The following is a 25348-nucleotide window of genomic DNA, read 5'->3' as shown; positions in this document are numbered from 1 at the left end:
TCGGCGCTACCGGGTCCGGCGGCGCCAGTCGCGGAGGACCAGGGCGCCGCCGGTCAGGACGGCGGCCAGGGTGAGTCCGGCGAGAACCACGTAGGTGCCCAGCCGCTCGGCCCGCTCGTCATAGCTTTCCCCGGTGGCCAGCGGCGGGACGTCCGGCGCCGGCGCCGGGGCTGCCGCGCTGTCGGGCGCCGGGGCGTCGATCGGGCCGGTGTCCTCGGTGAGGGCCCGCACCGGGTCGACCACACCCCACCCCACATAGCGGTCGGGGCCGCTGCCGGGACGCTCCGCGGTCTGCTGGAGCTGAGCGGCGATCGCGCCGGCCGACCGGTCCGGGTGCTTCGCCCGGAGCAGCGCGGCCACCCCGGTGACGTACGGTGCGGCGAAGCTGGTCCCGTGGTCGACGCACTGGCCTCCGCCGGGCACGGTGGAGACCATGTCGACACCGGGGGCGGCGATCCCGACGAAGTCTCCGGCCTGGGAGAACGGCGCACGTTCGTTGTTGCGGTCGGAGGCCGCCACGGCGAGTACGCCCTCGTAGGCGGCCGGGTAGGTCTCCCGGGAACGGCCGTCGGCGCCGTCGTTGCCGGTCGAGGCGATGACCAGCACGTCCGCCGCCAGTGCCTCGTCCACCGCACGCTTGAGCGCGGAGTCATCGGTCAGCGGCTCGTCGCTGTCCTGGGAGATGTTGATGATGTGTGCGCCGGACTGCACCGCGTGGTCGACGGCCAGGGCGAGTGAGGCGACGGTGCCGCTGCCGTAGGCGTCGTTCTGCCGCACCGGGACGACGGTGGCCGCGGGTGCGATGCCCACGAAGCCGGTGTCCTCGTGGGGGCGGGCGGCGATGATGCCGGCGACCTTGGTGCCGTGGCCCACCGTGTCCTCGGTGCCGTCGCCCCGGCTGGTGGTGGGGGGCGTGTCGTCCTCCACGGGGTTCTCCGGGGTGAAGTCGGCGCCGAGGCCGGGATCCACGGCGTCGGTCAGCTGCGGGTTGACGGTGTCCACCCCGGAGTCGATGACGGCGACCAGAACGCCCTCGCCACGGGTGTCCTGCCACAGGCGGTCCAGCAGGACACGTTGCAGCGACCACGGCCGCTCCTCGATCGGATCGGCGGGGAAGGTGCACCGCCCCTCGTCCGCCCGGGCGAGCGCTCCGGGTCCGGCCAGCAGGGCGGTCACCGCGAGGACCAGTGCTCCGCGCAGCGTGCGACGGGCTCTCATGAGCCCTGCGGCTGTCGTGCGCTGTCCGTGTCGAGCCGTGGCCCGGTGGGCAGCAGCCGGGACCACTGTGCGGGGACCGGCACCGGCTCGACCCCGCCGTAGCCGAGGCGGGCCTGCGCCTGTTCGGCCCGGCCGGACGGGACGCCGGCGGGGTCCTCCCCCTCGTCGCCTCCGCCCTGCTCCTCCTGGCCGGGCAGGTCTCCGGTGTCGTCCTCCCCCCCGCTGTCGGTGTTGCTCTGCACCGCATAGCGCAGCCCTGTGTCGGTGACCAGGAACACCCCGCCGGCTTCGGCCTGTTCGCCCTGGACCTGGCGGTACAGCAGCCCGGAGCCCGGGGTGACGTACGCGCTGCCCGCACCGGCCCCGACAGCCGCGGGGTAGGCCGGTCCGGCCCAGGTGCTGAGCCGGGTGCTGCCGTCCTGAGGGTCCACGCCGCGCAGCACCGAGCAGACGGTGTCCCGGCTGCCGTTGCCGTCCGGGCGGTTGACCTGCTGAGCGGTCTCGGCGGGCCAGGTGTACTGCCGGTCGATGCTCTCCGCGGCAGGGGCGGGGGTGAAGGCCTGCACCCCCACGTTGCGGGGCAGACCCTCCTGGCCGAGCACGGCGGCGGCCGGGCTGTCCAGCAGCAGCCGGGCGGTGAACCCCGAGACCGGTACGACCTGGCCCGGCAGCACGACGTAGTGCTGGGGGCCGGCGCCGGTGGGTGCCAGCAGCACCGTCCCGACCCGGTCGTTCCCGGCGTCCCGCACCGGAGCGCCGGCCGGCTCACCGACGGTGCCGGGCAGTGCGGGGAACTCCACCGGGCTGCCGTCGTCGAAGGTGGCGAGCCATTCCTCGGTGACGCGCTGGGGTTCCGGGCCGTCGCCGACGAGCGACCGCAGCAGCAGCGACCGGTCCGCGGCCGGCAGCCGCTCGGGATCGGGGCCGCCGATGAGGTACTTGGTCCCTTCGGCATCGACGAGGTACCGCTCCTGGTCCGGCCCCTGCACGTAGAGCATCTGACCGCCGGTCAGCCGGTGCGGGCCGTCGACCCGGCCGGCGTCACGGTCGGCCAGCACGAAGACCGCCTGCCGGACACTGCGGCCGTCGCCGTCCGGTTGCTGGCACACGGCCCAGCGCTTGGCCTCACCCGCGTCCCCGGCGGCCGGCAGCCGGTCCGGGGCGTAGGGGATGCCGAGCGCCGGGCCGTGCGGTATCCGGCCGCTGTCCAGCTCCTTCTCGTCGACGCTCACGATGCCGAACCCTGACGGGTCGAGCAGCAGACGGGCGGAGGAGAGGTTGAGAACGGGGTGCAGGTGTGCCTTGCCGTCGGTCTCCAGGACGACGTACCGGGTCGTCGACTCGCTGCCGACAATGACGTTTCTGCCGGGATCGTTCCAGTCGCGGGGCGCCGAGGGCTTGAACATGCCCCAGGCCCCGAAGCCGGCGAGGATCAGCGCCCCGGCGATCAGGCCGGGCAGGACCGCTCTCAGGGGCCGTGGAGCCCCCTCCTCGGTCCCGGTGGGCGACGGTTGCAGAAACGCCGCGACGGTCCGCTTCCTGGCGTACGTATAGGCGTTGAGTTCATCCTTGCGCGAGGCCACGTGTGGCTGCTCCTCCCCCGTGCCCGTGGACCGGTCGTCGGACCGGGGCTCTACTATGCCGGGTGACGACGTGTGCACGGGCAGGAGGGGGCGCTCGATGGGGACGGCTGCGGCACCACCGGTGCGGGCAGCACGGATCAGGGCGTTCGCGTGGTGGCCGCTGGTGTGCGTGCAGGTCGCCGCCGCCCTGCTGCTGGCCGGCTGGGCTTCGGACAGTGCGCTGGGCCGAGCGGTGGCGGTGCCGGCCGCGGTTCTGCTGGTGAGTGCGGCGGTGCTGCGGTACGGGGGGCGTTCGCTTCCCGCCCGGCTGGAGGCGGCCCGGGCGCTGCGCCGCAGGCGGTCACGGGCCGCCGGCCCGCCGGCACCGGGCTCCGACCCGCTGCTCGCCTTCGCCTCGGAGTGCGCTCCCGGCCTGCGGAGTTACTCGTTCGCCGGCCGCGAACGCCGGGATGTGGGCATGGCGGGGGACGGGAGCACCCTGACGGCGGTGGTGCGGGTGGAGTCGGTGGGTCGCCCGTTGCCACCGGGGCCCGGGGCGGGCTCTCTGCCGCTGCGGCTGCTGAGGGAAGCGCTGGACACCGACGGCATCCGTCTGGAATCGGTACAGGCCGTGCAGCACACCCGGCCGGGTTCCCCTTCGGCGGGAGGGGGCGGGCCGGTGCTGCGCCTGACCTGGGTGGCGCTGCGGCTCGATCCCGAGCTGTGCGTCGCGGCGGTGCGGGCGCGGGGCGGCGGCCTGGAAGGGGCGCAACGCTGTCTGACCCGGGCCGCCGATCAGCTGGCGAGCCGTCTGAACGGAGCCGGGTTCTCCGCTTCGGTGCTGTCGGAGACAGAACTGCTGTCGGCGGTGGCCGCCTGCGCGGGGTCGGATCCGGCGATCACCACACTGGTGGGCCGGGGCAATGGGCCGCGGTCGCGACGCACGGCCGAAAGCGCCCGGTCGTGGCGCTGTGACGACCGTCTGCACACCGTCTACCGGATCACCCGCTGGCCCGCCCTGGGGGGCGGAGCGCGGCCACTGCACAGCCTGATCGCTCTGCTGACGGCTCCGCCGGCCTTCGCCGTCACCTTCTCGCTGACGCTCCGCAGGGCCGGCCGCGGGAGTGTGGCGCTGGACGGGCGGGTGCGGGTCACCGGCCTGGGCGAGCCGGAGCTGCGGACTGCCCGGAAGGCCCTGGTGCGAGCCGCACGGACGGCAGGTCTCGGCCTGTCCCCCATGGACCGGGAGCAGTTGACCGGGGTGCTGACCACTCTGCCGTTGGGAGGCGTGCGCTGATGCCACGGGAGAGCTGGGTGCTGCGGGACGAACAGGTGGACGGTCTGTCGCTGCCGGCCGGGGATGACGGAGTCCCCCTCGGCGTCGACACCGAGGGACGGCCCGCGCTGCTGCCGGTCCATCATCCGGTTCCGTACGACATCCTGCTGATCGGGAGCCTGTGGACGGCTCAGCTGCTGGCGCTGCGCACCGTGGCGGCAGGGCTGCGGGTGGCGGTGGAGACCGGCCGGCCGCAGGCCTGGGCCCGCCCGGTGCACGCCGTCGGCGGGGGACGGGACCGCCTCGTGCTGCACGAGGTGGGCCGGGTGCCGCCGTTGGGGCCCGCGCCCGGCAGTCCGGTGCTGGTGGTACGGGACTGCGGCATGCGGCCTCCACGGGGCCGGACGGCTGCGGCCTCCTGGCAGCCGGTGCTGACGCTGCTGCCCTACCTGAGTCCGGTCGCACCGGGGTTGATGGAACGTGCCGCGCTGGTGGGGGTGCAGCGGGTCTCCCCCGAGGAAGGGCGCCGGGCAGGGAGCGTCATGGGGCTCCCGGGCCCGCTGGTCGAAGGGTTGTCCGTGCTCGCCGACGACGTCACGTTGTGGTGCACGCCCCGGGCCCACCGGATGGTGCGCATGCTTGCCGGCGAGGGTGAGACGGCCGTGCTCGGCCGTGCGAGCCGGCTGGACCCCGTCGGGTGACCCCGGCCGGCCCGCCCGCCGTGCCGGGACTCGGCGCCGCCTGCCGGGGTGTCCGGGCGGGGAGGGGTGGGGAGACCGGTCAGGGACGATTAGGGTGGAGGCGGGCGCGGCAGGAGAGTGCCGTCAGCAGAACCTGGGACCAGCCGGAGGAACCCGCTCGGGGTCCGGCCCGTCATCCGTGAAGGGCCCATTGACGGCGGATCAGGGTGTACCACCAGTAGCGGGAGGCGTCGTGAACAGCGAGCGGGACGAGATGCGCACCGCGGAGGGGATCTCCGGTGACGAACGCCCCGACGAACGGGGCGATGACGAGTTCCTCGAGGAGGAGCCGGAGAGCACGGGGCAGTTCACCATCGACTACACGCCGCCCGCCTGGTATTCGGGGGGTGAGGCGCGTGCGGCCACCCCGGCTCCCGTCCCACCGGCCGGGGGTTCCACCACCTCCCGGACGCCCGGGCCCCCTCCGCACGAGGCCGTGCCGGCGGAGAGCTCCGGCGGACCGCAGGACAGCGGCCGGACCGGACCGCCCGCTGCGGCCGAAGCCGCAGCCCCCCGCCCCGCCGGGGCGGCGGACGCCTCCGGCGGCCCTCCGGAGGTCCCCGCCGTGGACGGCCGCACCGGACCGGCCGAGGAGGCCGGCCAGGAGCCGGACACGGGTGCCCGCGGTGACCTGATGAGCAACGCGACCATGCGGTTCTCCCCGGTGGAGGTACGCAGGACGATCGAGGAGCGGGCGGCACCGCCCGGCCCCGGGCCCGGTGCGCCGTTCTCTCCGGCCCCGCCTGCTTCCGCGCCGTCCCGGCCCGGAGGCGGACTGCCGCCGCTGCCCCCGGACTTCCAGCTGAAGCCCCCGGTACCCGGGACACCGCCACCGGTTCCCCCGCAGCAGCGGGAGGAGGCCGTGCCGCCGGCTCTGTCCGGCCACGGGCGGGACGCCGCTGCCCGGCAGGAACCCCGGGACGCACCTCCGGAGCCTGGGCCCGTCCCGCAGCAGCAGATTCCGGCGCCGGGGTCCGGCGACCCGGCCGTCGGTCCTGAGGGCGCCCCACGCAGCATGCCCGCCGTGGAACCTCGGGACGCGGCTGCCGGCTCCGCACCTCCGGCGGCCGGCCCGCAGGGGCCGCCGCCCCAGTACCCCGGACATCCTTCGCCGCAGCAGCTTCCGCAGCAGCCGGGGCAGCATCCCGCCGCTCCGGCCGCGCCGCCGCAGTACGGGCCTGCTCCGGCCCCGCACCCGGCGGCACCCCTCGCCGGCCCCGGCCTGCCCGGGCCCGGGGTGCCCCCGCAAGCGGCGCAGCCTGCTGCCCCGCAGGCACCGCGGTCCGCGGCGGAGCAGCAGCCGCAGCCGGGAGTTCCCTGGCCGCAGCAGACGCCACTCCCCCAGTCCGTGGCTCCGCAGCAGGCACCGCACCCCCCGGGCCGGCCGAACCCGCAGCCGCCGGGCCCGCAGCCGCCGGCACCGCAGGCCGGTGCGTCACCGGCCGGCCCCCCGTACCCGGACCCGCCCCAAGATCCCCGGGCGGGGGGCGGGTGGCCCGACCCTCGGCAGTACGCGCCGCGTCCCCAGCCCGGCGCGCTGGGGTACACCGCGTCCGTGGAACTGTCGTCCGACCGGCTGCTCCAGGACAAGAGGCGCAACAAGCAGCGCTCCCAGCCCCCGGGCCGGCAGGGCTCCCGCTTCCGCATCGGCGGCAAGGCGGCGGAAGCCGAGCGGCAGCGGAAGCTCCAGATCATCCGCACTCCGGTGCTGGCCTGCTACCGGATCGCGGTGATCAGCCTCAAGGGCGGGGTGGGCAAGACGACCACCACCACGGCGCTGGGGGCGACGCTCGCCACGGAGCGGCAGGACAAGGTCATCGCGATCGACGCCAACCCGGATGCCGGGACACTCGGCCGCCGCGTGCGCCGGGAGACCGGTGCGACGATCCGGGATCTGGTCGGCGCGATCCCCTACCTCAACAGCTACATGGACATCCGCCGCTTCACCTCCCAGGCGCCCTCCGGGCTGGAGATCCTGGCGAACGACGTGGACCCGGCGATCTCCACGACCTTCAACGACGAGGACTACCGCGCCGTCATCGAGGTGCTCGGCAAGCAGTACCCGCTCATCCTGACCGACTCCGGCACCGGGCTGCTGTACAGCGCGATGCGGGGCGTCCTGGACCTCGCGGACCAGCTGATCATCGTCTCCACGCCCTCGGTGGACGGCGCGAGCAGTGCGAGCACCACGCTCGACTGGCTGGCCGCGCACGGCTACGGAGACCTCGTCCAGCGCAGCATCACGGTCATCTCCGGCGTGCGTGAGACCGGAAAGATGGTCAAGGTCGAGGACATCGTGGCGCATTTCCGCACACGCTGCCGGGGGGTGGTGGTCGCGCCGTTCGACGAGCATCTGGCCGCCGGTGCCGAGCTCGACCTGGACCTGATGCGGCCCCGGACCCGCCAGGCGTATTTCGAGCTGGCCGCGCTGATCGCCGAGGACTTCGCGCGCGCCCAGCAGGAGCAGGGGCTGTGGACACCGGACGGCGGCATGCCGCCGCACATGGCACCGCCGCTTCCCGGACAGCCTCAGGGGTACGGCTACCCGCACCAGCCCCCGGGCTACGGCTACCCGCACCAGCAGCCGCAGCAGGCACCCGGGTATCCGGGCGGCCAGTACCCGGACGGCGGGCCGCGGCGGTAGGCTGCGCCCGCCCGTCCGGTCAGCGGGTGAGCTCCCGGGCCCGGTCCACGTCCAGGGCCATCTGCCGCTGCAGGTCGTCGACGGTGTCGAACTTCTCCTGCCCGCGGAGGCGTTCGTGGAAGTCCACCGCGACGGTCTTCCCGTACAGCTCGAGGTCCGTGCGGTCCAGTGCGTAGGCCTCGACGGTGCGCTCCGTGCCGTCGAACTGCGGGTTGGTGCCCACCGATACGGCTGCGGGCATGGTGGCACCCTCAGCGGTCAGCCAGCCGGCGTACACGCCGTCCGCCGGGACCGCGGAGTACGGGACGGTGTCCAGGTTGGCGGTCGGGAAGCCGAGTTGCCGGCCGCGCCGGGCCCCGGGCACCACGACGCCCTCCACTCTGTGGGGCCGGCCGAGGACCTCCGCCGCCCCGGTGAGGTCCCCCTCCGCGATCAGCCGGCGGACGAGCGAGGAGGAGAACGGCTCTCCGTCACCGGCTCCGCCCCGCTCGAACAGGTCGATGATCTCCACGTTGAATCCATGGGTCGCACCCAGCTCCGACAGGGTGGCCACATCGCCCGCGGCCTTGTGCCCGAAGCGGAAGTTGGGCCCCTCCACCACCGACAGCGCGTGCAGCCTCTCCACCAGCACCTCCACGACGAAGTCGGCGGGTGAGACCCGAGAGAGCTCCTTGGTGAACGGCAGGACCAGAACCGCGTCGACCCCGAGTCCGGCCATCAGCTCGGCCCGCCGGGGATGCGGAGCGAGCAGCGGCGGGTGCGTCCCCGGGCGGATCACCTCCGACGGATGGGGGTCGAAGGTGACCACCACAGCCGGGACGCGGAGCGCGCGGGCGCGGGCCACCGTCCTGCCGATGATCAGTTGGTGCCCCCGGTGCACGCCGTCGTACGAGCCGATGGTGACGACGCTGCGCCCCCAGTCCTCGGGGATGTCCGTCAAACCACGCCAGCGCTGCACGGTACTGCTCCTCGCGGGATGTCATGTGCCAGGTCGGGAACGATCTGCCGGTCCAAAATACCGGGCGGAGGAACAGCCTTGTCGCCGGGCTGCCCGGGGCGGGGCGGTGACCCGCACGGCGCTGCGGCAGCCCACGGGTCAGTGGAAGACCGCCAGGCTTCTGGCCTTGTCCTGCCGGGCTTCGACAAGTGCGAGGAAGCGGTCTCCGGGGGCGAACACCGCGACCGGGCCGGCAGGCAGGGGCGGGGCCGCGATCCGGGCGCCGTTCCCCAGCAGTTCGGCCTGCTGCTCGTCGATGTCCCAGCGTGGGAAGGCCGCTGCCGCGGCCTCGCCCAGGGGCAGCAGCGTCAGCTCCGCCTGCAGCTGTTCCAGGGTGCGGGCCGCGGTGATGCCGTACGGTCCGACCCGGGTGCGCCGCAGGGCGGTGAGGTGCCCTCCGGTGCCGAGACCTGAGCCCAGGTCACGGGCAAGGGCCCTGATGTAGGTGCCGGAGGAGCACACGACGCGAACGGTGAGGTCGGTGACGGGGGTGCCGTCCGCGGCGGTGTCCTCGCGGACACCGTGGACGGTGAACGAGGAGACGGTCACCGGGCGGGCCGGGATGTCGACCTCTTCGCCCTCACGCACCCGCCGGTATGCCCGTTTGCCGTCGATCTTGATCGCGCTGACCTTGGACGGCACCTGCAGGACTGCGCCGGTCAGCCCGGCGATGCCCTGGTCGATCTCCGCCCGGTCGAGGTCGTGGCCGCCGGCTGCGGCGGTGATCTCCCCTTCGGCGTCGTCCGTCACGGTGGTCTGGCCCAGCCTGATGACGCCCTCGTACTCCTTTTCGGTCAGGGCCAGGTGGCCGAGCAGCCGGGTGGCCCGGCCGAGGCCGAGGACCAGGACTCCGGTGGCCATCGGGTCGAGCGTTCCGGCGTGCCCGACCCGGCGGGTGCGGGCGATGCCGCGCATCCTCGCCACCACGTCGTGCGAGGTGTGCCCGGCGGGCTTGTCGACGAGGACGAGCCCGTCCGGACCGGTGGCGTTCCGCTTCATGTCCGGGGGACGTCCTCGCCGTCCGGGCCCTCGTCGGGGCCGGTGGCATAGGGATCGGGCTCACCGGCGTACTGGGCACCCGCCGCCTGCTGCCGCAGCTGTTCGTCCCGCCTGCGGGTGGCGTCGAGCAGATCCTCGATGGTCCGGGCGTTCTCCGGGAGCGCGTCCGGCAGGAAGGCCAGGCTGGGGGTGTGCTTGATCCCGGCCGCCTTTCCGACCTCCGAGCGCAGGATGCCCTTGGCGCTCTCCAGGCCCGCGGCTACCTCCGCGCGGTCCGCGTCGTCGCCGTACACCGTGTAGAACACGGTGCCCTCCCGCAGGTCGCCGGTGACCCGGGTGTCGGTGACGGTCACCTGGTGATTGCTGATACGCGGATCCTTGATGCCGCGCTGCAGCTTCTCGGCGACCACCTCGCGGATGAGTTTCGCCAGGTTGTCCGCCCGCGCGTTGTTGGCCACTGGTCCGTCTCCTTGTTCGCTGTTGCCTGCCGGCGCCGGTATCGGTCAGTCGTCGGCGCCGTGTATCCGCCGCCGCACGGACAGCAGTTCCACTTCCGGGTGCCCGGCCACCAGCCGCTCGGCACGGTCGAGGACATCGGTCAGGTGCCGGGTGTCCCCGGAAACCACTGCCAAGCCGATCTCCGTCCGGCGGTAGAGCTCCTGATGGCCCACTTCGGCGACGCTGACCGCGAGCTTGCGGTGCAGCTCCGCCACGAGGGGCCGGACGACGGATCGCTTCTGCTTCAGCGAGCGTACGTCGCCCAGCAGCAGGTCGAAGGACAGGGCTCCTACGTACATGCTGATGATCGTAATCGGAATGAGCAAGGCCGGTCGACGGATTTCGCACCCGCCGACCGGCCCGTTGCTCAGTCACGCAGCGTCAGACGCGGCATGTCACGCCCGCGGCTTCTCCCGCATCTCGTACGTCGCGATGACGTCGTCGACCTTGATGTCGTTGTAGTTGCCGAGGTTGATACCACCCTCGAAACCATCACGGATCTCGGTGACGTCGTCCTTGAAGCGACGCAGGCCCACGATGTTGAGGCTCTCCGCGACCACCTTGCCGTCGCGCAGCAGCCGGGCCTTGGTGTTCCGCCGCACTTCGCCGGAACGGACCAGGACACCGGCGATGTTGCCGAGCTTGGAGGAGCGGAAGACCTCGCGGATCTCCGCGGTGCCCAGCTCGACCTCCTCGAACTCCGGCTTCAGCATGCCCTTCAGGGCTGCCTCGATCTCGTCGATCGCCTGGTAGATGACCGAGTAGTAACGGACATCCACTCCCTCGCGCTCGGCCATCTGGGTGGCGCGACCCGCCGCGCGCACGTTGAAGCCGATGACGATGGCGTCGGAGCCGGTCGCCAGGTCGATGTCGGTCTCGGTGACCGCACCGACGCCGCGGTGGAGCACCCGGAGGTCGACGTCCTCACCGACGTCCAGCTGCAGCAGCGAGGACTCGAGAGCCTCCACCGAGCCGGACGCGTCGCCCTTGATGATGAGGTTGAGCTGCTGGATCTGGCCTGCCTTGAGCACCGAGTCCAGGTCCTCCAGCGATACCCGGCGGGGGCGCTTGGCGAAGGCGGCGTTGCGCTCCCGGGCCGCCCGCTTCTCGGCGATCTGCCGTGCGGTGCGGTCCTCGCCGACGACCAGGAAGTTGTCGCCGGCCCCCGGCACGTTGGTCAGACCCTGCACCAGGACCGGGGTCGCGGGACCCGCGGCCTCGACGTGCTGGCCGGTGTCGTCCAGCATGGCCCGGACCCGGCCGTGAGCGTCGCCCACGACCATGGTGTCGCCGACCCGCAGGGTGCCGCGCTGCACCAGGACGGTGGCCACGGCGCCGCGGCCCTTGTCCAGGTGCGCCTCGATCGCGATGCCCTGCGCGTCCTGCTCGGGGTTGGCCCGCAGGTCGAGCGAGGCGTCCGCGGTGAGCACCACGGCCTCGAGCAGCCCTTCGATGTTGATGCCGGGCTTCGCGGCCACGTCCACGAACATCGTGTCACCGCCGAACTCCTCGGCGACGAGACCGTACTCGGTCAGCTGACCGCGCACCTTGGTCGGGTCGGCGCCCTCGACGTCGATCTTGTTGACCGCGACCACGATCGGCACGCCGGCGGCCTGGGCGTGGTTCAGCGCCTCCACCGTCTGCGGCATCACACCGTCGTTGGCCGCCACCACGAGGATCGCGATGTCGGTCGACTTGGCACCACGGGCACGCATGGCGGTGAACGCCTCGTGACCGGGGGTGTCGATGAAGGTGATCTTGCGCTCTTCGCCGTTCACCTCGGTCGACGCCTGGTAGGCACCGATGTGCTGGGTGATGCCGCCGGCCTCCCCTGCGACCACGTTGGTCTTGCGGATCGCGTCCAGCAGGCGGGTCTTTCCGTGGTCGACGTGGCCCATGACGGTGACCACCGGCGGCCGCGCGACCAGCTGTGCCTCATCACCCTCGTTCTCGCCGAACTCGATGTCGAAGGACTCGAGCAGTGCGCGGTCCTCCTCCTCCGGGCTGACGATCTGGACGGTGTAGTTCATCTCCTCACCGAGGAGATGCAGCGTCTCGTCGGAGACCGACTGGGTCGCGGTGACCATCTCTCCCAGGTTGAGCATCACCTGGACGAGCGACGCCGGATTGGCGTTGATCTTCTCCGCGAAGTCGGTGAGAGACGCGCCGCGCGACAGCCGCACCGTCTCGCCCTTGCCGCGCGGGAGCATCACGCCGCCCACGGAGGGGGCCTGCATGGCCTCGTACTCCTGACGGCGCTGCCGCTTCGACTTGCGGCCACGACGCGCCGGACCGCCGGGGCGGCCGAACGCACCCTGTGTGCCACCACGGCCACCGGGACCGCCGGGACGGCCGGCGAAACCGGGACGGCCACCGAAGCCGCCGCCACCACCGGGACGGCCACCGCCGCCGGGACCGGCCGGACGGCCTGCGAAGCCGCCACCACCGGGACGGCCACCGCCGCCGGGACCGGCCGGACGGCCTGCGAAGCCGCCACCACCGGGACGGCCGCCACCGCCGCCACCGCGGGTTCCGGGGCCACTGGGACCGCCTCCCGGACGGCCGCCGGCCGCCGGGCGCTGCGGCATCATGCCGGGGTTCGGACGGTTGCCGCCGCCGGGGCGGGGACCGCCTTGGCCGGCACCCTGCGGGCGCGGCATGTTGCCCGGGGTGGCACGGCCGCCGCCGGGGGCCTGCGGGCGCGGGCCGCCCTGGCCGCCACCGGGACGCGGGCCGCCTGTGCCCTGTCCCGGTCCGCCCGGACGCGGGGCACCGCCCGGACGGGGCGCCTGCGGGCGCGCCATGCCGGTGGAACCGCCGGAGGTGAAGGGGTTGTTGCCCGGGCGGGGGCCGGCCGGGCGGGCGCCGCCGGGCTTGGCACCGCTGGGCTTGGCACCGCCGGGCCTGGGGGCCGCGGCGCCCGGCTTCGGGGCACCACCGGGCTTGGCGCCCGGGCGGGGTGCACCCGAGGGGCCGGAGGTACCGGCACCGGGGCGGGCGCCGGACGGCTTGCCCGCGGCCGGGGGGGTCGGTGCGCTCTCGCCCGTGGCGGGCTCGGCCGGCGCGGACGCGGCGGCGGGCTCACTCGGGGCGGGCTCGCCCGGCGCGGTGAACTCGGGACCACCGGGGCCCGGCTTGGCAGCCGGCTTCGCGGGGCCCGGCTTGGGGCCGGCTCCACCGGGCCTGGGGGCCGCGGCACCCGGCTTCGGGGCACCGCCGGGCCTGGGGGCCGCGGCACCCGGCTTCGGGGCACCGCCCGGCTTGGGAGCCCCGCCCGGCTTGGGCGCGGCGGGTTTCGCGGACTTCCTGGCGCCACCGGCGCCGTTGCCCGCATCAAATGCATCGGTCAGTTTGCGTACGACCGGCGCCTCGATCGTCGAGGACGCCGAACGGACGAATTCGCCCAGCTCCTGGAGCTTGGCCATGACGGCCTTGCTCTCCACTCCAAGCTCCTTGGCGAGCTCGTATACCCGGACCTTAGCCACTTCGCTCCTTATTCGGTCCGGGGTCGGTCGTCCGCCGGACCTTCGCTACTTCATGGGCGTACTCATCGCGTACTCATCGAGTGCTCATCGCAATCTCGACCTACTTCCGACTCGCGAGGTACCTGACCGCACGGACTTCCCGTGCAGCTCGTCTTACGGTGTTGCCCGGCTGATCGCCCGCTGCAGATCCGCGGTGTCAAGCGGCCCCTGGACCCGGAAGGCCCGGGGGAACGCCCGACGGCGGACCGCCAGCTCAAGACACGCCGGTGCAGGGTGTACATATGCACCCCGGCCGGGCAGCGTACCGCGTTGATCAGGAACACATCTGCCCTCGATCAACACCACACGCAGCAGACTCTCCTGCGCCGACCGCTGCCGACAACCCACACATGTGCGTTCCGGGCAGGATCGGGCACGCGTCCGGCCAGACAACAATGATTCTACCTCCCCGCGCGCACCGACCGGTCATCGGGCCGGTGCGCGGACGGATGCGGGACAGGATCATCCGTCCCGTCCAGCGTTCGCACAGTTGATTTCATTCCCGGGTCGTGGCCCGCGGGCTGCCGGTCTCCCCGTCCTGCTGCTCGGTGTCCGGGCGGATATCGATCCGCCAGCCGGTCAGCCGGGCCGCCAGCCGGGCGTTCTGCCCCTCCTTGCCGATGGCCAGGGAGAGCTGGTAATCCGGAACGGTCACCCGGGCGGAGCGGGCCATCGCGTCGACGACCTCGACCCGGGTGACCCGGGCCGGGGACAAGGCGTTCGCCACCAGCTGGGCCGGGTCGTCCGACCAGTCGACGATGTCGATCTTCTCGCCGTGCAGCTCTGCCATGACGTTCCGCACCCGGCCGCCCATCGGGCCGATGCAGGCACCCTTGGGATTCAGGCCGGAGCGGACCGCCCGGACCGCGATCTTGCTGCGGTGCCCGGCCTCACGGGCGATCGCCGCGATCTCGACCGAGCCGTCCGCGATCTCCGGGACCTCGAGCTCGAAGAGCTTCTTGACCAGACCAGGGTGCGTCCGGGACAGCGTCACGGAGGGACCGCGCACCCCTTTGGTGACCCGGACCACAAAGGTGCGCAGCCGGGAGCCGTGCGTGTACTGCTCCCCCGGCACCTGCTCCTGCGGGGGCAGGATGGCTTCCAGCCTGCCGATGTCCACCATGACGTTCCGCGGGTCCTTGCCCTGCTGCACGACGCCGGCGACGATGTCGCCCTCGCGCCCGGCGTACTCACCGAAGGTGATGTCCTCCTCGGCGTCCCGCAGACGCTGCAGGATGACCTGCTTCGCGGTGGTCGCCGCGATTCTGCCGAATCCGCTGGGGGTGTCATCGAACTCGCGGGGGGTCGGCGGCGCCTCGCCCTCCTCCGGCTCCGGCAGATCGGCGGCGTCCTCCTTGGCCCATACCGTCACGTGGCCCGTCTTGCGGTCCAGCTCGACCCGGGCGACGCGGCGGCTGCCCTCGGTACGGTGATAGGCGATGAGAAGGGCCGTCTCGATCGCTTCGACGAGCAGGTCGAAGGAAATGTCCTTCTCCCGCACCAGACCCCGCAGGGCGCTCATGTCGATGTCCACGGCTACGCTTCCTCGTCCTTCTTGGGCTTGCGGCTGAAGTCGACTTCGCCCCGGGCTGCGGCGATCCCCTCGAAATCCACCCGCCGCGGCTTGGGCTTGCGCCCCTTCTCCCCGGGAATCTCCCCATCCAGCCCGGCCTCGTCGACGGCGAGGATCCGCACGGTCAGCTCCTCGCCGTCCGTCAGCCGTACCCGGATGAGCCGTCCGACGGAACGCCGGTAGTGCCGCGGTTCGGTGAGCGGGCGGTCCGCCCCCGGCGAGCTGACCTCCAGGACATACGGGGTGCCGCCCATCACGTCGGCCTCGTCCAGCACCTCCGACGCCGCGCGGCTCAGCTCGGCACAGGCATCGAGGTGCACTCCGTCCTCGGTGTCGACCACGACCTGCAGAACCCGCCGTTTGCCGGCCGGGGTGATCGTGATGTCTTCGAGATCCAGACCCCGCTCGCCGGCCAGGGGTTCCAGCAGGTCCCGCAGCCTGTCGATCTGGGTGGTGCTCATCCGGGTGACTCCTCGGCCGCGTCTGCTGTTGTGTGGGGGTCGCTGGGAGGGGGGAAGCCCGCAGGAATCGCAAGGGCGTCGCCTCGCGGCACAGCCTATCGCCTACGGCACGTTACGCCGACCGGCGCGCACAGCCCCCCAGACGCGCCGGGGCACGGGGCGGCGCGAGAGGAGACCGCGCACACCGGTACGCTCACCGAGCGGTGATCCTCGCGTGGGATGGCACGGAACTGTGTACGACTGCCCCCCGCACGCGGGCGGACAGCCGCGTGGCCCTCCGCCCGGCGGAGACCGCCCGAGCCAGACCACCACACTGACGGGGAGTGCGGGGAACGTGTCCATCGAGCTGCCCAGGCGCGCGCTGCTGGCCTGCGCCGCGGCCGGGTTCGCGACCGCGCTGAGCGGCTGCGCGGGACGGAACCCGGACGGCGCCGCCCCGCAGGAGGAAGCCACTCCCGGCGAGCGCTCCGCGGAAACGGCGCGGCTGCGCCGGAGAACGGCACAGGACAGCGCCGAACTGCTGGCCCGGTACGACGCCGCACTCGCCGCGCACCCTGCACTCGCCCCGGCGCTGGCACCGCTGCGCAAGACCGTCGCCGACCAGCTCAGCGTGGTGCGCTCCGGGGAGCCCCCCGCACCCGCCCCCGACGTCCCCGGGGCCCCCGCCGAGCCGGCGGCCGCTCTTGCCGCGCTGGCCGACGCCGAGCGGCAGCTCTCCCACGTCCGGCTGCGGGCGCTGACCGAGGCCCCTCCCGAGCTGGCACGACTCCTCGCCTCCCTGTCGGCCGCCGGCTCGGTCCACACCTACCTGCTCAACGAGGTCCGTCCATGACCCAGGAGACCGGCCACCCGGAGCTGCCCGCGACCCAGGCCGCCCTGGCCGCCGAGCACGCCACCCTTTACGGCTACGGCGTGGTCGGCGCACGGATCGACGGCGAGCGCGCCAAGGAGGTCCGGCAGGCACACGCCGCCCACCGTTCCGGGCGCGACGCCCTGCACCGGGCGGTGCGCGACCTGGGCGCCACGCCGGTACCCGCCGCCGCGGGCTACCTCCTGCCGTTTCCGGTGACGGACAGTGACAGCGCGCTGGCACTCGCCGCCGAACTGGAGGACCGCCTCGCCGGGGTCTACGCCGACCTGGTCCGCGCGACCGGGGGCAGCACCCGGAGGCAGGCGGCCGGCGCACTGACCGCGGCGGCGGTCCGCGCCGCACGGTGGCGCGGCGCCGGGGTGCCGTTCCCCGGCCTCCCCGAGCACCGTTCCCCGGCCGAAGGGCGGAACTGAACGTGACGCCGTCCGCTCCGCGTTTCGCCCCTCCGCCGCGCCTGCTCCGCGCCCAGCGCGGGGCGGCGGGCGACTGGCTGGACGGGCTGCCGGAACTCGTGACCGACCTGCTGCTCCGGTGGCGGCTCACCGCCGAGCGGGTGGTGGCTCCGGGCGGTCGCACCAGCATGATCGTTCTGGTGCGCACCACCGAGGGCGCCCCGGCCGCCCTGAAGCTGTGTGCGCCCGGCAGCTCCGCGGCGAGTGAGCACGCGGCGCTCGAGCGCTGGGGCGGTCTTGGGGCCGTGCGGTCGCTGCGCTGCGACCCGCAGGCCGGGGCCCTGCTGCTGGAGCGGCTGCACGGCGAGGTGGCGCTGCGGTCCCTGCCGGAGGCGAAGGCCACGCTGGAGGCGCTGTCCGTGATCCGCCGCCTGTGGGTCGAACCCGGTACGGATCATCCGTTCCCCACTGTCGCGGAACGTACGGGCGCCCAGGCGGAGTCCATGCGGGCCGCCGCGCCGCCGGCGGTGCGGCAACTGGTGGACGAGGCGCTGCGGCTACGGGCCGCGCTGTGCGGGTCGGCCGCCCCGGCGGAGCGTTTCCTGTTGCACGGCGACTTCCGTCAGGGTGCCGTCCTGGCCGCCGACACCGACCGGGCACGCTGGCTGGCGGTCGGCCCGGAGCCGCTGGTGGGCGAGCGCGCCTACGATCTCTCCCGGCTGGTCCGGGACCGCCTGCACGATCTGGTCGCTTCTGCAGGGGCCGCGGCCCAGACCCGCCGTCGGGTGACCAAGCTCGCCGGAGCGGTGGAGCTGGACAGCGACCGGGTGCGCGACTGGGCCCTCTTCCGTGCGGTGGAATCGGGAGTCCGCCATCTGGCGGCCGGCGACCGGGAGGACGGCGAAGCGCTGCTGGAGTTCGCCACCTGGTTGTGACCCGCAGGTACGCCCGCGCGGGGCCGGCGGGCACACACCGGCCGGATGGGATGCCGCCGTGCCGCCGCGGGCCTCACCTCCGCAGGGGCAGGGGCGCGCCCATCACCGCGTACGGCCTGGGGGCGGACGGAAAGCGCACCCGCCGGGCCAGATCCCGGTAACCGAGCCGGCGGTACAGTCCGCGGGCCGGGCTGTCGGTGTCGATGGCGGACAGCAGGGACCGGGGCTGGGGGACGCCGTCGGTCAGAGTGGTGATGAGGCGCCGGCCGATCCCCCGCCCCTGATGAGCGGGGAGCACGTGCAGCTCGGTGATGGTGTACGAGTCGTCCAGCCAGGAGTCCTCCCCGGCCTGCTGGAGATACGGCTCGACCACGGTGGACCACCACTGGCCGCGGTCGCAGGGCATCCCGTAGACGAAGCCGACCAGCCCCCCGGCGGCGGTGGTGGCGCCGAGCGCCCGGGCTCCCGGAGTCGTCAGGTGGCGCAGCACGATCTGCCGGCGGACAGCGATCTCGTCCCCGGTGAGCCCGAAGGCAAGGGCCTGCACGGCGAGTGCTTCGTCCACCCGGGTGGCGAGGTCGAGCGGGCCGATGACGGGATCTTCCATGCCGGGAGGCTATCTCCCGGGCTCCGGAGAAGTCCCGTTCCCGGCACCGCGGGTTGGACCGGAGGCCGCGGGCCGTCCCGGGCCGAAGCCGGGCAGGTCCTGCGGTGCGACTGCCCGGGCGGCCGAGTGACGCGGTACCGGACGCGGACCGCTCCGCCCGGCGCTCCGGCGCAGGATGCCCGGAGTGGCGGGACCGGTCACCGGAAGGTCATTGTTCGGCTTCGGATGGATCTCGAAGCGATAACTCCCGTCTCGTGGTCATCTACAACACCACTGGTAGGCAGCAGAGTTGGTGCGCGAAATGCTGTGCCCAACCGAGGAGCTGTCTTGGCAACACGACGCAGACTGACCCGAATAGCCGCCCTGGCCGGGGCGGTGGTCCTCGCCGCCTCGGCATGCAGCACGAATGGCGACGACGGGGGAGGAGGCGGGAGCGGAACAGGGAACGGCAACGGGAACGGGGACTACACCGGGGGTGAGATCAACACCGATCTGCGCAACCCGCAGGCGCTGCTCACCACCAACACCGCCGAGTCCGAGGGCGCTTCCGTTCTGGAGAACGTCTTCACCGGGCTGGTGAGTTTCGACCTCGACAGCGGTGACATCGTGCACGAGGTCGCGGAGTCCATCGAGACCGAGGACAGCGTGGTCTGGGACATCACACTGAAGGACGGGTGGGAGTTCCACAACGGGGAGCCGGTGGACGCCGACGCGTTCATCCGGGCCTGGAACTACGGGGCGCACGGCCCGAACGCCCAGCGTGCCAACTTCTTCTTCGAGCGCATCGCGGGCTACGACCAGATGCAGGAGGAGGGCGGCGCCACGGAGCTCTCCGGGCTGGAGAAGACCGGGGACCTGACCTTCACCGTCACGCTTTCCGCGCCCTTCACCACCTTCGAGGTGGCACTCGGCCACAACACCTTCCTGCCGATGGCGCAAGCCTGCCTGGACGACGTCGACGCGTGCAACGACGAGCCGATCGGCAACGGCCCGTTCCGGATGGCCGGCCCCTGGGAGCACGACGTCCTCATCCCGCTGGAGCGGTGGGAGGACTACCCGGGGAGCAACCCCGCCAACATCGACCGGCTGAACTTCCACATCTACGCGGACAACGTCACCGCGTACAACGACCTGCAGGCCGGGACGCTGGACCTGCTGCGCGTCACGCCGCCGGAGCTTCTCCCGGAGGCCCGCGAGCAGTTCGGTGACCGGTTCATCGCTGAGCCCCGCTCGGACTACACCGGCATCGCCCTCCCGCTGTACAACGACAAGTTCCAGGACGTGCGGCTCCGGCAGGCGCTCTCGCTGGCCATCAACCGCCAGGAAATCATCGAATCCGTGCTGCACGGCAACATGCTGCCCGCGGACAGCGTCATCTCACCGGTGATCCCCGGCTACACCGAGGGTGTCTGCACCCACTGCGAGTTCGACCCGGACCGCGCCCAGGAACTGCTGGAGGAGGCCGGTGGCTGGCCCGAGGGCGAGCGGCTGCAGCTGCACTTCCACCCGGGTGCCGGACACGAGGAGTGGATGGAGGCCGTCGGCATCCAGATCCAGAACACCCTGGGCATCGAGTTCGACATCCGCAACGAACTGGAGTGGGCCGACCACCTCAACGCGCGCGACGACGAGGAACTCGAGGGCCCGTACCGCTCGGCCTGGATCATGAGCTACCCCTCGCAGGAGTACTACCTGCGGCCGCTTTACCACACCAACGGCAGCTCGGCGGACACCGGCTGGTCCAACGCGGACTTCGACCGCCTGGTGCAGGAGGGTGACGAGGCACCGACCCTGGAGGAGGCCCAGGAGCGCTACCTCGAGGCGGAGCAGGTCCTGATGAACGAAGTTCCGGTCATCCCGCTGTTCTTCGGCCGTACCTCGGTGATCTACCAGGACACCATCGAGAACGTCATCTACAACGTCTACGAGACCAACCCCTCGTGGGTGGACCTCAAGGTCAGCTGACACTTCTTCTGCGGCAGCCGGCGTGGGCGCCGGGCAACACCCGTGCGCCCGCGCCGGCTTTCCGCTGTGAGCCGTGCTCGAATGGAGTCCCCCGTTGAGCCGTTACATCATCAGGCGGCTGCTGCAGTTCGTCCCCACGATCATCGGTGCGCTCTTCCTGCTGCACTACATGGTCTCGCTGGCGATCCAGCTGACCGGCAACCCGGGCCGTGCCCTGTTCGGTGACCGCCGCCCGACACCGCAACTGCTGGAGGCCGTCCAGCGCCAGTTCAACCTCGACGACCCCTGTCTGGAACAGGTGGGCAACCCCTGCCTGAGTCTCTTCGTCGGGCGGGTCACCGACATCGCCCAGGGCGATCTCGGGATCAACTTCCGGGGCCGGGAGGTCACGGACATCATCGCCGCGTCCCTGCCCGTCACCCTCCGGCTGGCCCTGATCGCCCTGGCCTTCCAGATCATCATCGGGCTGTCCGCCGGCATCCTCGCCGGCCTGCGCAACAAGGGCGTCCTCGACTATGCGGTGAAGATCTCCACCGTGCTGCTCATCGCCTTCCCGGTCTTCGTCCTGGGCAAGGTCGTGCAGACCACCGTGAACGTGCCCGCCAGCAACTTCCTCCAGGCGCGGGACGCCCCCGACTGGATGCTGGCCGTCGTGCGGGTCAGCTACAGCGGTGACTATCCCTGGCTCAGTCTCCTCGTCCCCGGGCTGGTGCTCGGCGCGCTGGGGCTGGCCACCACGGCCCGGCTGACCCGTACCAGCGTGATCGAGAACCTCCGCTCCGACTATGTCCGTACCGCTGTCGCCAAGGGCATGCCGCACCGGCGGGTCATCGGGGTGCACGTCCTGCGCAACTCCCTGATCCCGGTCATCACCGACCTCGGCATGTCGATCGGTGTCCTCATCAGTGGAGCGGTGGTCACAGAGACGATCTTCAACGTGCCGGGCGTCGGGTTCCAGCTGATCCAGGCCATCCGGCAGAACGAGGGCCCGGTCCTCATCTCGCTGGTGACGTTCTTCGTGATCGTCTACCTGGTCGTGAACCTGCTCGTGGATCTGCTCTACGCCGTCCTTGACCCGAGGATCCGCTATGACTGACAACCACCCCGAAAGCCGCCCCGCGGGCGGTCCTGTGCAGAAGGCCGACGAGCCCGGCGCCGCGGCCCTGACGGGCGGCGGGAGCGGCCCGTCCCGGAGCCTGTGGTCGGACGCCTGGCACGACCTCCGCCGCAACCCGGTGTTCCTCCTCGCGTCCGCCATCGTGCTCACGATGATCTCGATGGTGCTGTTCCCCACGCTGTGGACCAGCGCGGACCCCCGGGCCTGCGACCTCTCCCGGGCCCGCGAGAAGCCCAGCGCCGAGCATCCTTTCGGCTTCAGCAATCTCGGGTGCGACTACTACGCCCAAGTCGTGCACGGAGCCGGGCCGTCCATCCAGATCGCGGTCTTCGCCACCATCGGCGTAGCGGTCCTGGGGACCCTCTTCGGCATCCTCTCCGGGTACTACGGCGGCTGGACCGACGCCCTGGTGTCCCGCTTCATCGACGTGGTGGCGGGGCTGCCGTTCCTGCTGGGCGCCGTGGTCATCCTGGCCCTGCTGCGGTCCCGTTCCATCTGGGCGGTGGTCCTCGTCATCGTCGCACTGTCCTGGATCACGCTGGCCCGGGTGATCCGGTCCAGCGTGCTGACCACGAAGAACCTGGACTACGTCGCCGCCGCCCGGTCCCTGGGCGCCTCCGACCGGCGGATCATCTTCCGGCACATCCTGCCCAACGCGCTCGCACCCGGCCTGGTGATCCTCACCATCGCGCTGGGCCTGTACGTCGCGGCGGAGGCCACCCTGACCTTCCTGGGGGTCGGCCTGCGGGCACCGACGGTGTCCTGGGGCGTGATGATCGTGCAGGGGCAGTCACATGTGCTGAGCGGCTATCCGCACCTGCTGCTGGTGCCCGTCTCGTTCCTCGTCCTCACCGTCCTCGGATTCATCATGCTGGGCGATGCGCTGCGCGACGCCCTCGACCCCAAGCTGCGCTGAGGTGAGCCATGCCGACCGACAAGAGCGTGACCGACAAGGCCCCCCGAGCGGAGGGAGATCTTCCGAAGGCCGATCCGCGGGAACCGCTGCTGGCCGTCGATGACCTGCGGGTGGAGTTCCACACCCGGGACGGGACCGCCCAGGCGGTCAACGGGGTGAGTTTCACCGTGGAGCCCGGACAGACCCGGGCCATCCTCGGTGAGTCCGGATCCGGCAAGAGCGTCACCGCTCAGGCGATCATGGGCATCGTCGACAGCCCACCGGGCCGTATCACGGGCGGCTCGATCATGTACCGCGGCATCGACCTGCTGACGCTGCCCCGTGAGCAGCGGCGGCAACTGCGCGGCACCGCGCTGGCCATGATCTTCCAGGACGCGCTGTCCGCTCTGAACCCGGTGTTCAGCGTCGGATTCCAGCTCGGTGAGATGTTCCGCATCCACCGCGGCATGTCCCGGAAGGACGCGAAGGCCAAGGCCGTCGAGCTGCTGGACATGGTCCGGATCCCGGCGGCGCGGGACCGCGTCAACGACTACCCGCACCAGTTCTCCGGCGGCATGCGGCAGCGCGTCATGATCGCGATGGCGCTCGCGCTCGACCCCGAGGTCGTCATCGCCGACGAACCCACGACCGCGCTCGACGTCACCGTGCAGGCCCAGATCATGAAGCTCCTCGCCGAGCTGCAGACCGAACGGAACATGGGCCTGATCCTCATCACCCATGACATGGGGGTGGTCGCCGACGTGGCGGACGAGATCTCGGTGATGTACGCGGGGAAGGTGGTGGAGGAGGCCCCGGTGCACGACATCTACGCCTCCCCCGCCCACCCGTACACCAAGGCGCTGCTGGAATCGATTCCCCGGGTCGACCGGCGGGGCCGGAAGCTGAGCGTCATCGAAGGGCTTCCGCCGACCCTGACCGCGGTCCCGCCGGGCTGCTCGTTCGCGCCGCGCTGCCGGTTCTCCCGGGACCGCTGTGCCGTCGAGGATCCTCCGGCGTACGGGGTCGGCCCGGCCCGCCGGAGCAGGTGCCACTACTGGGAAGAGGTGCAGAACTCGTGAACACCGTTCCACCGGACGCGGACGGCGGGCCCGGGACGGCCGGCCCTCGGCGGGAACCGCCGGCCGGGGACTCCGTGCTGGAGGTCCGCGATCTCGTCAAACACTTCCCCATCACCCAGGGCATCGTGCTGCGTCGCCGGGTCGGTGAGGTGCGGGCGGTGGACGGGCTCAGCCTGGACCTCCGGCGCGGCCGCACGCTGGGCATCGTCGGCGAGTCGGGGTGCGGGAAGTCGACGCTGGCCAAGCTGCTGCTCGGACTGGAGAAGCCGACCGAGGGCACCATACGGGTCCGCGGCCAGGACATCACCGCGCTGCGGGGCAAGGAGCTGCTGGAGGCCCGCCGGAACATCCAGATGGTGTTCCAGGACCCCTACACCTCGCTGAACCCGCGGATGACCGTCGGCGACCTGGTGGGCGAACCGTTCCAGATCCATACCGGGGTGCTGCCGCGGAACCGGCGCCGGGCGCGGGTGCAGGAGCTGCTGGAGCTGGTCGGGCTCAACCCCGACCACATCAACCGTTACCCGCACCAGTTCTCCGGCGGGCAGCGCCAGCGCATCGGCATCGCCCGGGCGCTGGCCCTGGAGCCGGAGGTACTGCTGTGCGACGAGCCGGTCTCTGCGCTGGACGTCTCGATCCAGGCGCAGGTGATCAATCTGCTGGAGCAGTTGCAGGACGAGATGGGGCTCACCTATCTGTTCATCGCGCACGACCTGTCGGTGGTGCACCACATCGCCGACCAGCTCGGGGTGATGTATCTGGGGAAGATCGTCGAGTACGGCGAGGCGGCCGAGATCTACGACGCACCGACCCACCCGTACACCCAGGCCCTGCTGTCGGCCGTGCCGGTACCGGATCCGAGGCTGCGCGGCCTGCGGGACGAGATCGTGCTGGAGGGCGACGTCCCCTCGCCCGCCAACCCGCCCTCGGGGTGCCGGTTCCGGACCCGGTGCTGGAAGGCACAGGACCTCTGCGCCGAGGTGCAGCCGCCGTTGGAGACCCGGCCGGGATCACCGCACGCCAGCGCCTGTCACTTCGCGGAGGAGCGGGACGTGGTGCACGGCACGCCCTGAGCAGGTCCCCCGGGGACCCGGCAGGGTGCCGGGTCCCCGGGGCGGGCGACGGCCGGAGCGTCAGAAGAGCACGCTCATGAGCGCGCCCGTCTCGGTGAAGCCCAGCCGGCGGTAGGTCGCCAGCGCCGGGGTGTTGTAGTCGTTGACGTACAGGCTGACGACCGGCGCTGCCTCGGTGAGAGCGTGCCGCAGCACGGTGGCCAGCCCGGCCGTGGCCAGCCCCCGGCCGCGGCGGTCCGGAGCCGTCCACACCCCCTGGAGCTGGCAGGCGTACGGGGTCACCGCCCCGATCTCCGCCTTGAAAACCACCCGGCTGCCCTCGACCCGGGCGAAGCAGCGTCCGGAGCCGAGAGTTTCCGCGACCCTGGCCTGGTAGGTCAGCCCGCCGTCCTCCGCGGACAGTGGCGAGATTCCGACCTCCTCGGTGAACATCGCCACCGAGGCGGGCATCACCAGGTCCATCTCGTCCTTGCGCATCCGGCGCACCAGCGGGTCGGGAGTGATCCCCGGCGGCATGGCGGTGGCTGTCATCAGCGGCTGCCGGACCCGCAGCTCCCGGGGCGGGCCCCAGTACGGCTCCAGCCAGGACCACAGCGCCGAGGTGGGCCCGGCCGGCCCCACGATGGACGAACAGCGGCGGATGTCCCGCAGGGCACGTCCGGCGAACGCGCGGACCGCGGACCGGCCGGCGCCGGCGGGCACGAGGTTGGCTCCGGCATAGCAGAGCGCGGAGAGCCGGCCGTGGTGGTACCAGCCCCACATCTCGCCGCCCATCCGGACGGTGTCGAGGCCGGATTCGAGCACCCGGGCAGTCACGAAGGCGTTGCCCACCGGGTCCCGGTTCAGTACGGCGAGGACGTCACCGAGCTCGGCGGGCTCGACGACCCTGGTCGTGGAAGTGGTCAGCACGTGTCGAGGCCTT

General features: G+C 72.3%; 23 protein-coding genes. 11 read left to right on the top strand and 12 right to left on the bottom strand.

Going from position 1 to position 25348, the window contains the following annotated elements; translation table 11 throughout:
* Positions 1–6: 6 nt before the first annotated feature.
* Together mycP and eccB are read right to left on the bottom strand one after the other, a co-directional pair.
* Positions 7–1218: a type VII secretion-associated serine protease mycosin gene (gene mycP / locus PJ985_RS19365; RefSeq protein WP_271685113.1), complete on the bottom strand. Its 1212-nt coding sequence runs from the start codon at positions 1216–1218 to the stop codon at positions 7–9.
* Positions 1215–2801: a type VII secretion protein EccB gene (gene eccB / locus PJ985_RS19360; protein ID WP_271685112.1), complete on the bottom strand. Its 1587-nt coding sequence runs from the start codon at positions 2799–2801 to the stop codon at positions 1215–1217. Before eccB ends, mycP begins: the two co-directional genes overlap by 4 nt.
* Positions 2802–2898: 97 nt before the next feature.
* Between eccB and eccE the strand changes: the two genes are divergently transcribed.
* The 3 genes from eccE (at position 2899) to PJ985_RS19345 (ending at position 7440) form a co-directional block, all read left to right on the top strand.
* Entirely contained in the window at positions 2899–4077 is a 1179-nt protein-coding gene (gene eccE, locus PJ985_RS19355) for a type VII secretion protein EccE (protein WP_271685111.1), read from the top strand.
* Positions 4077–4757, top strand: coding sequence for a hypothetical protein (locus PJ985_RS19350; RefSeq protein ID WP_271685110.1), 681 nt, complete (start codon positions 4077–4079; stop codon positions 4755–4757). The genes eccE and PJ985_RS19350 overlap by 1 nt, the downstream gene beginning before the upstream one ends.
* 232 nt (positions 4758–4989) lie before the next feature.
* Complete coding sequence (locus PJ985_RS19345; RefSeq protein WP_271685109.1) at positions 4990–7440, top strand: SCO5717 family growth-regulating ATPase; 2451 nt, start codon at positions 4990–4992, stop codon at positions 7438–7440.
* Positions 7441–7459: 19 nt separating this feature from the next.
* Here the strand turns inward: PJ985_RS19345 and PJ985_RS19340 are convergent, their stop codons facing one another.
* The 8 genes from PJ985_RS19340 to rimP form a co-directional block, all read right to left on the bottom strand.
* On the bottom strand, positions 7460–8398 hold the full coding sequence (locus tag PJ985_RS19340) for a bifunctional riboflavin kinase/FAD synthetase (protein WP_271685108.1): 939 nt from the start codon (positions 8396–8398) through the stop codon (positions 7460–7462).
* A gap of 138 nt (positions 8399–8536) precedes the next feature.
* Positions 8537–9436 carry a tRNA pseudouridine(55) synthase TruB gene (gene truB, locus PJ985_RS19335; RefSeq protein ID WP_271685107.1) on the bottom strand — a complete coding sequence of 300 codons (900 nt, stop codon included), beginning with the start codon at positions 9434–9436 and terminating at the stop codon, positions 8537–8539.
* Positions 9433–9894: a 30S ribosome-binding factor RbfA gene (rbfA, locus tag PJ985_RS19330; RefSeq protein WP_271685106.1), complete on the bottom strand. Its 462-nt coding sequence runs from the start codon at positions 9892–9894 to the stop codon at positions 9433–9435. Before rbfA ends, truB begins: the two co-directional genes overlap by 4 nt.
* 45 nt (positions 9895–9939) lie before the next feature.
* Positions 9940–10233, bottom strand: coding sequence for a DUF503 domain-containing protein (locus PJ985_RS19325; protein WP_271685105.1), 294 nt, complete (start codon positions 10231–10233; stop codon positions 9940–9942).
* Between the two features lie 96 nt (positions 10234–10329).
* Positions 10330–13419: a translation initiation factor IF-2 gene (infB, locus tag PJ985_RS19320; RefSeq protein WP_271685104.1), complete on the bottom strand. Its 3090-nt coding sequence runs from the start codon at positions 13417–13419 to the stop codon at positions 10330–10332.
* A gap of 153 nt (positions 13420–13572) precedes the next feature.
* A complete protein-coding gene (locus PJ985_RS19315) occupies positions 13573–13851 on the bottom strand; it encodes a YlxR family protein (RefSeq protein WP_271685137.1) in 279 nt (92 codons plus the stop codon).
* Between the two features lie 103 nt (positions 13852–13954).
* Positions 13955–14992: a transcription termination factor NusA gene (nusA, locus tag PJ985_RS19310; protein ID WP_271685103.1), complete on the bottom strand. Its 1038-nt coding sequence runs from the start codon at positions 14990–14992 to the stop codon at positions 13955–13957.
* Between the two features lie 2 nt (positions 14993–14994).
* On the bottom strand, positions 14995–15492 hold the full coding sequence (gene rimP / locus PJ985_RS19305; protein WP_271685102.1) for a ribosome maturation factor RimP: 498 nt from the start codon (positions 15490–15492) through the stop codon (positions 14995–14997).
* A gap of 334 nt (positions 15493–15826) precedes the next feature.
* Between rimP and PJ985_RS19300 the strand changes: the two genes are divergently transcribed.
* The 3 genes from PJ985_RS19300 to PJ985_RS19290 are packed head-to-tail and all read left to right on the top strand — an operon-like array spanning position 15827 to position 17690.
* On the top strand, positions 15827–16324 hold the full coding sequence (locus tag PJ985_RS19300; RefSeq protein ID WP_333909877.1) for a hypothetical protein: 498 nt from the start codon (positions 15827–15829) through the stop codon (positions 16322–16324).
* A complete protein-coding gene (locus PJ985_RS19295) occupies positions 16321–16776 on the top strand; it encodes a ferritin-like domain-containing protein (RefSeq protein WP_271685101.1) in 456 nt (151 codons plus the stop codon). Before PJ985_RS19300 ends, PJ985_RS19295 begins: the two co-directional genes overlap by 4 nt.
* A 2-nt stretch (positions 16777–16778) precedes the next feature.
* The gene (locus PJ985_RS19290; protein ID WP_271685100.1) at positions 16779–17690 is read left to right on the top strand and encodes an aminoglycoside phosphotransferase family protein; all 912 of its coding nucleotides are present in this window, start codon (positions 16779–16781) and stop codon (positions 17688–17690) included.
* A 73-nt stretch (positions 17691–17763) separates the two neighbouring features.
* Here PJ985_RS19290 and PJ985_RS19285 read toward each other — a convergent pair whose 3' ends face one another.
* A complete protein-coding gene (locus PJ985_RS19285) occupies positions 17764–18297 on the bottom strand; it encodes a GNAT family N-acetyltransferase (protein ID WP_271685099.1) in 534 nt (177 codons plus the stop codon).
* A gap of 327 nt (positions 18298–18624) precedes the next feature.
* On the opposite strand from PJ985_RS19285, the gene PJ985_RS19280 reads away from it, so the two are divergent.
* The 5 genes from PJ985_RS19280 (at position 18625) to PJ985_RS19260 (ending at position 24426) form a co-directional block, all read left to right on the top strand.
* Positions 18625–20262, top strand: a complete 1638-nt coding sequence (locus tag PJ985_RS19280) for a peptide ABC transporter substrate-binding protein (RefSeq protein ID WP_271685098.1) — start codon at positions 18625–18627, stop codon at positions 20260–20262.
* 94 nt (positions 20263–20356) lie between these two features.
* Complete coding sequence (locus tag PJ985_RS19275) at positions 20357–21358, top strand: ABC transporter permease (RefSeq protein ID WP_271685097.1); 1002 nt, start codon at positions 20357–20359, stop codon at positions 21356–21358.
* Positions 21351–22295: an ABC transporter permease gene (locus PJ985_RS19270; protein WP_271685096.1), complete on the top strand. Its 945-nt coding sequence runs from the start codon at positions 21351–21353 to the stop codon at positions 22293–22295. The genes PJ985_RS19275 and PJ985_RS19270 overlap by 8 nt, the downstream gene beginning before the upstream one ends.
* An 8-nt stretch (positions 22296–22303) precedes the next feature.
* Entirely contained in the window at positions 22304–23353 is a 1050-nt protein-coding gene (locus tag PJ985_RS19265) for an ABC transporter ATP-binding protein (protein WP_271685095.1), read from the top strand.
* Positions 23350–24426 carry an ABC transporter ATP-binding protein gene (locus tag PJ985_RS19260; protein WP_443033530.1) on the top strand — a complete coding sequence of 359 codons (1077 nt, stop codon included), beginning with the start codon at positions 23350–23352 and terminating at the stop codon, positions 24424–24426. Before PJ985_RS19265 ends, PJ985_RS19260 begins: the two co-directional genes overlap by 4 nt.
* A gap of 60 nt (positions 24427–24486) precedes the next feature.
* Here PJ985_RS19260 and PJ985_RS19255 read toward each other — a convergent pair whose 3' ends face one another.
* Positions 24487–25335, bottom strand: coding sequence for a GNAT family N-acetyltransferase (locus PJ985_RS19255; RefSeq protein ID WP_271685094.1), 849 nt, complete (start codon positions 25333–25335; stop codon positions 24487–24489).
* Positions 25336–25348: the final 13 nt, after the last annotated feature.

It is taken from the genome of Streptomyces sp. ACA25, assembly GCF_028200735.1.
Taxonomy (GTDB): domain Bacteria; phylum Actinomycetota; class Actinomycetes; order Streptomycetales; family Streptomycetaceae; genus Streptomyces.
This window is presented reverse-complemented; position numbering and strand designations above follow the sequence as displayed.

What these genes read in the sequence shown, in the direction of transcription:
- eccE (WP_271685111.1), top strand. Translation starts at nt 2,899, where the DNA reads ATGGGGACGGCTGCGGCACCACCGGTGCGGGCAGCACGGATCAGGGCG.
- PJ985_RS19295 (WP_271685101.1), top strand. Translation starts at nt 16,321, where the DNA reads ATGACCCAGGAGACCGGCCACCCGGAGCTGCCCGCGACCCAGGCCGCC.
- PJ985_RS19285 (WP_271685099.1), bottom strand. Translation starts at nt 18,297, where the DNA reads ATGGAAGATCCCGTCATCGGCCCGCTCGACCTCGCCACCCGGGTGGAC.
- PJ985_RS19325 (WP_271685105.1), bottom strand. Translation starts at nt 10,233, where the DNA reads ATGTACGTAGGAGCCCTGTCCTTCGACCTGCTGCTGGGCGACGTACGC.
- mycP (WP_271685113.1), bottom strand. Translation starts at nt 1,218, where the DNA reads ATGAGAGCCCGTCGCACGCTGCGCGGAGCACTGGTCCTCGCGGTGACC.
- truB (WP_271685107.1), bottom strand. Translation starts at nt 9,436, where the DNA reads ATGAAGCGGAACGCCACCGGTCCGGACGGGCTCGTCCTCGTCGACAAG.
- PJ985_RS19270 (WP_271685096.1), top strand. Translation starts at nt 21,351, where the DNA reads ATGACTGACAACCACCCCGAAAGCCGCCCCGCGGGCGGTCCTGTGCAG.
- PJ985_RS19265 (WP_271685095.1), top strand. Translation starts at nt 22,304, where the DNA reads ATGCCGACCGACAAGAGCGTGACCGACAAGGCCCCCCGAGCGGAGGGA.
- PJ985_RS19350 (WP_271685110.1), top strand. Translation starts at nt 4,077, where the DNA reads ATGCCACGGGAGAGCTGGGTGCTGCGGGACGAACAGGTGGACGGTCTG.
- rimP (WP_271685102.1), bottom strand. Translation starts at nt 15,492, where the DNA reads ATGAGCACCACCCAGATCGACAGGCTGCGGGACCTGCTGGAACCCCTG.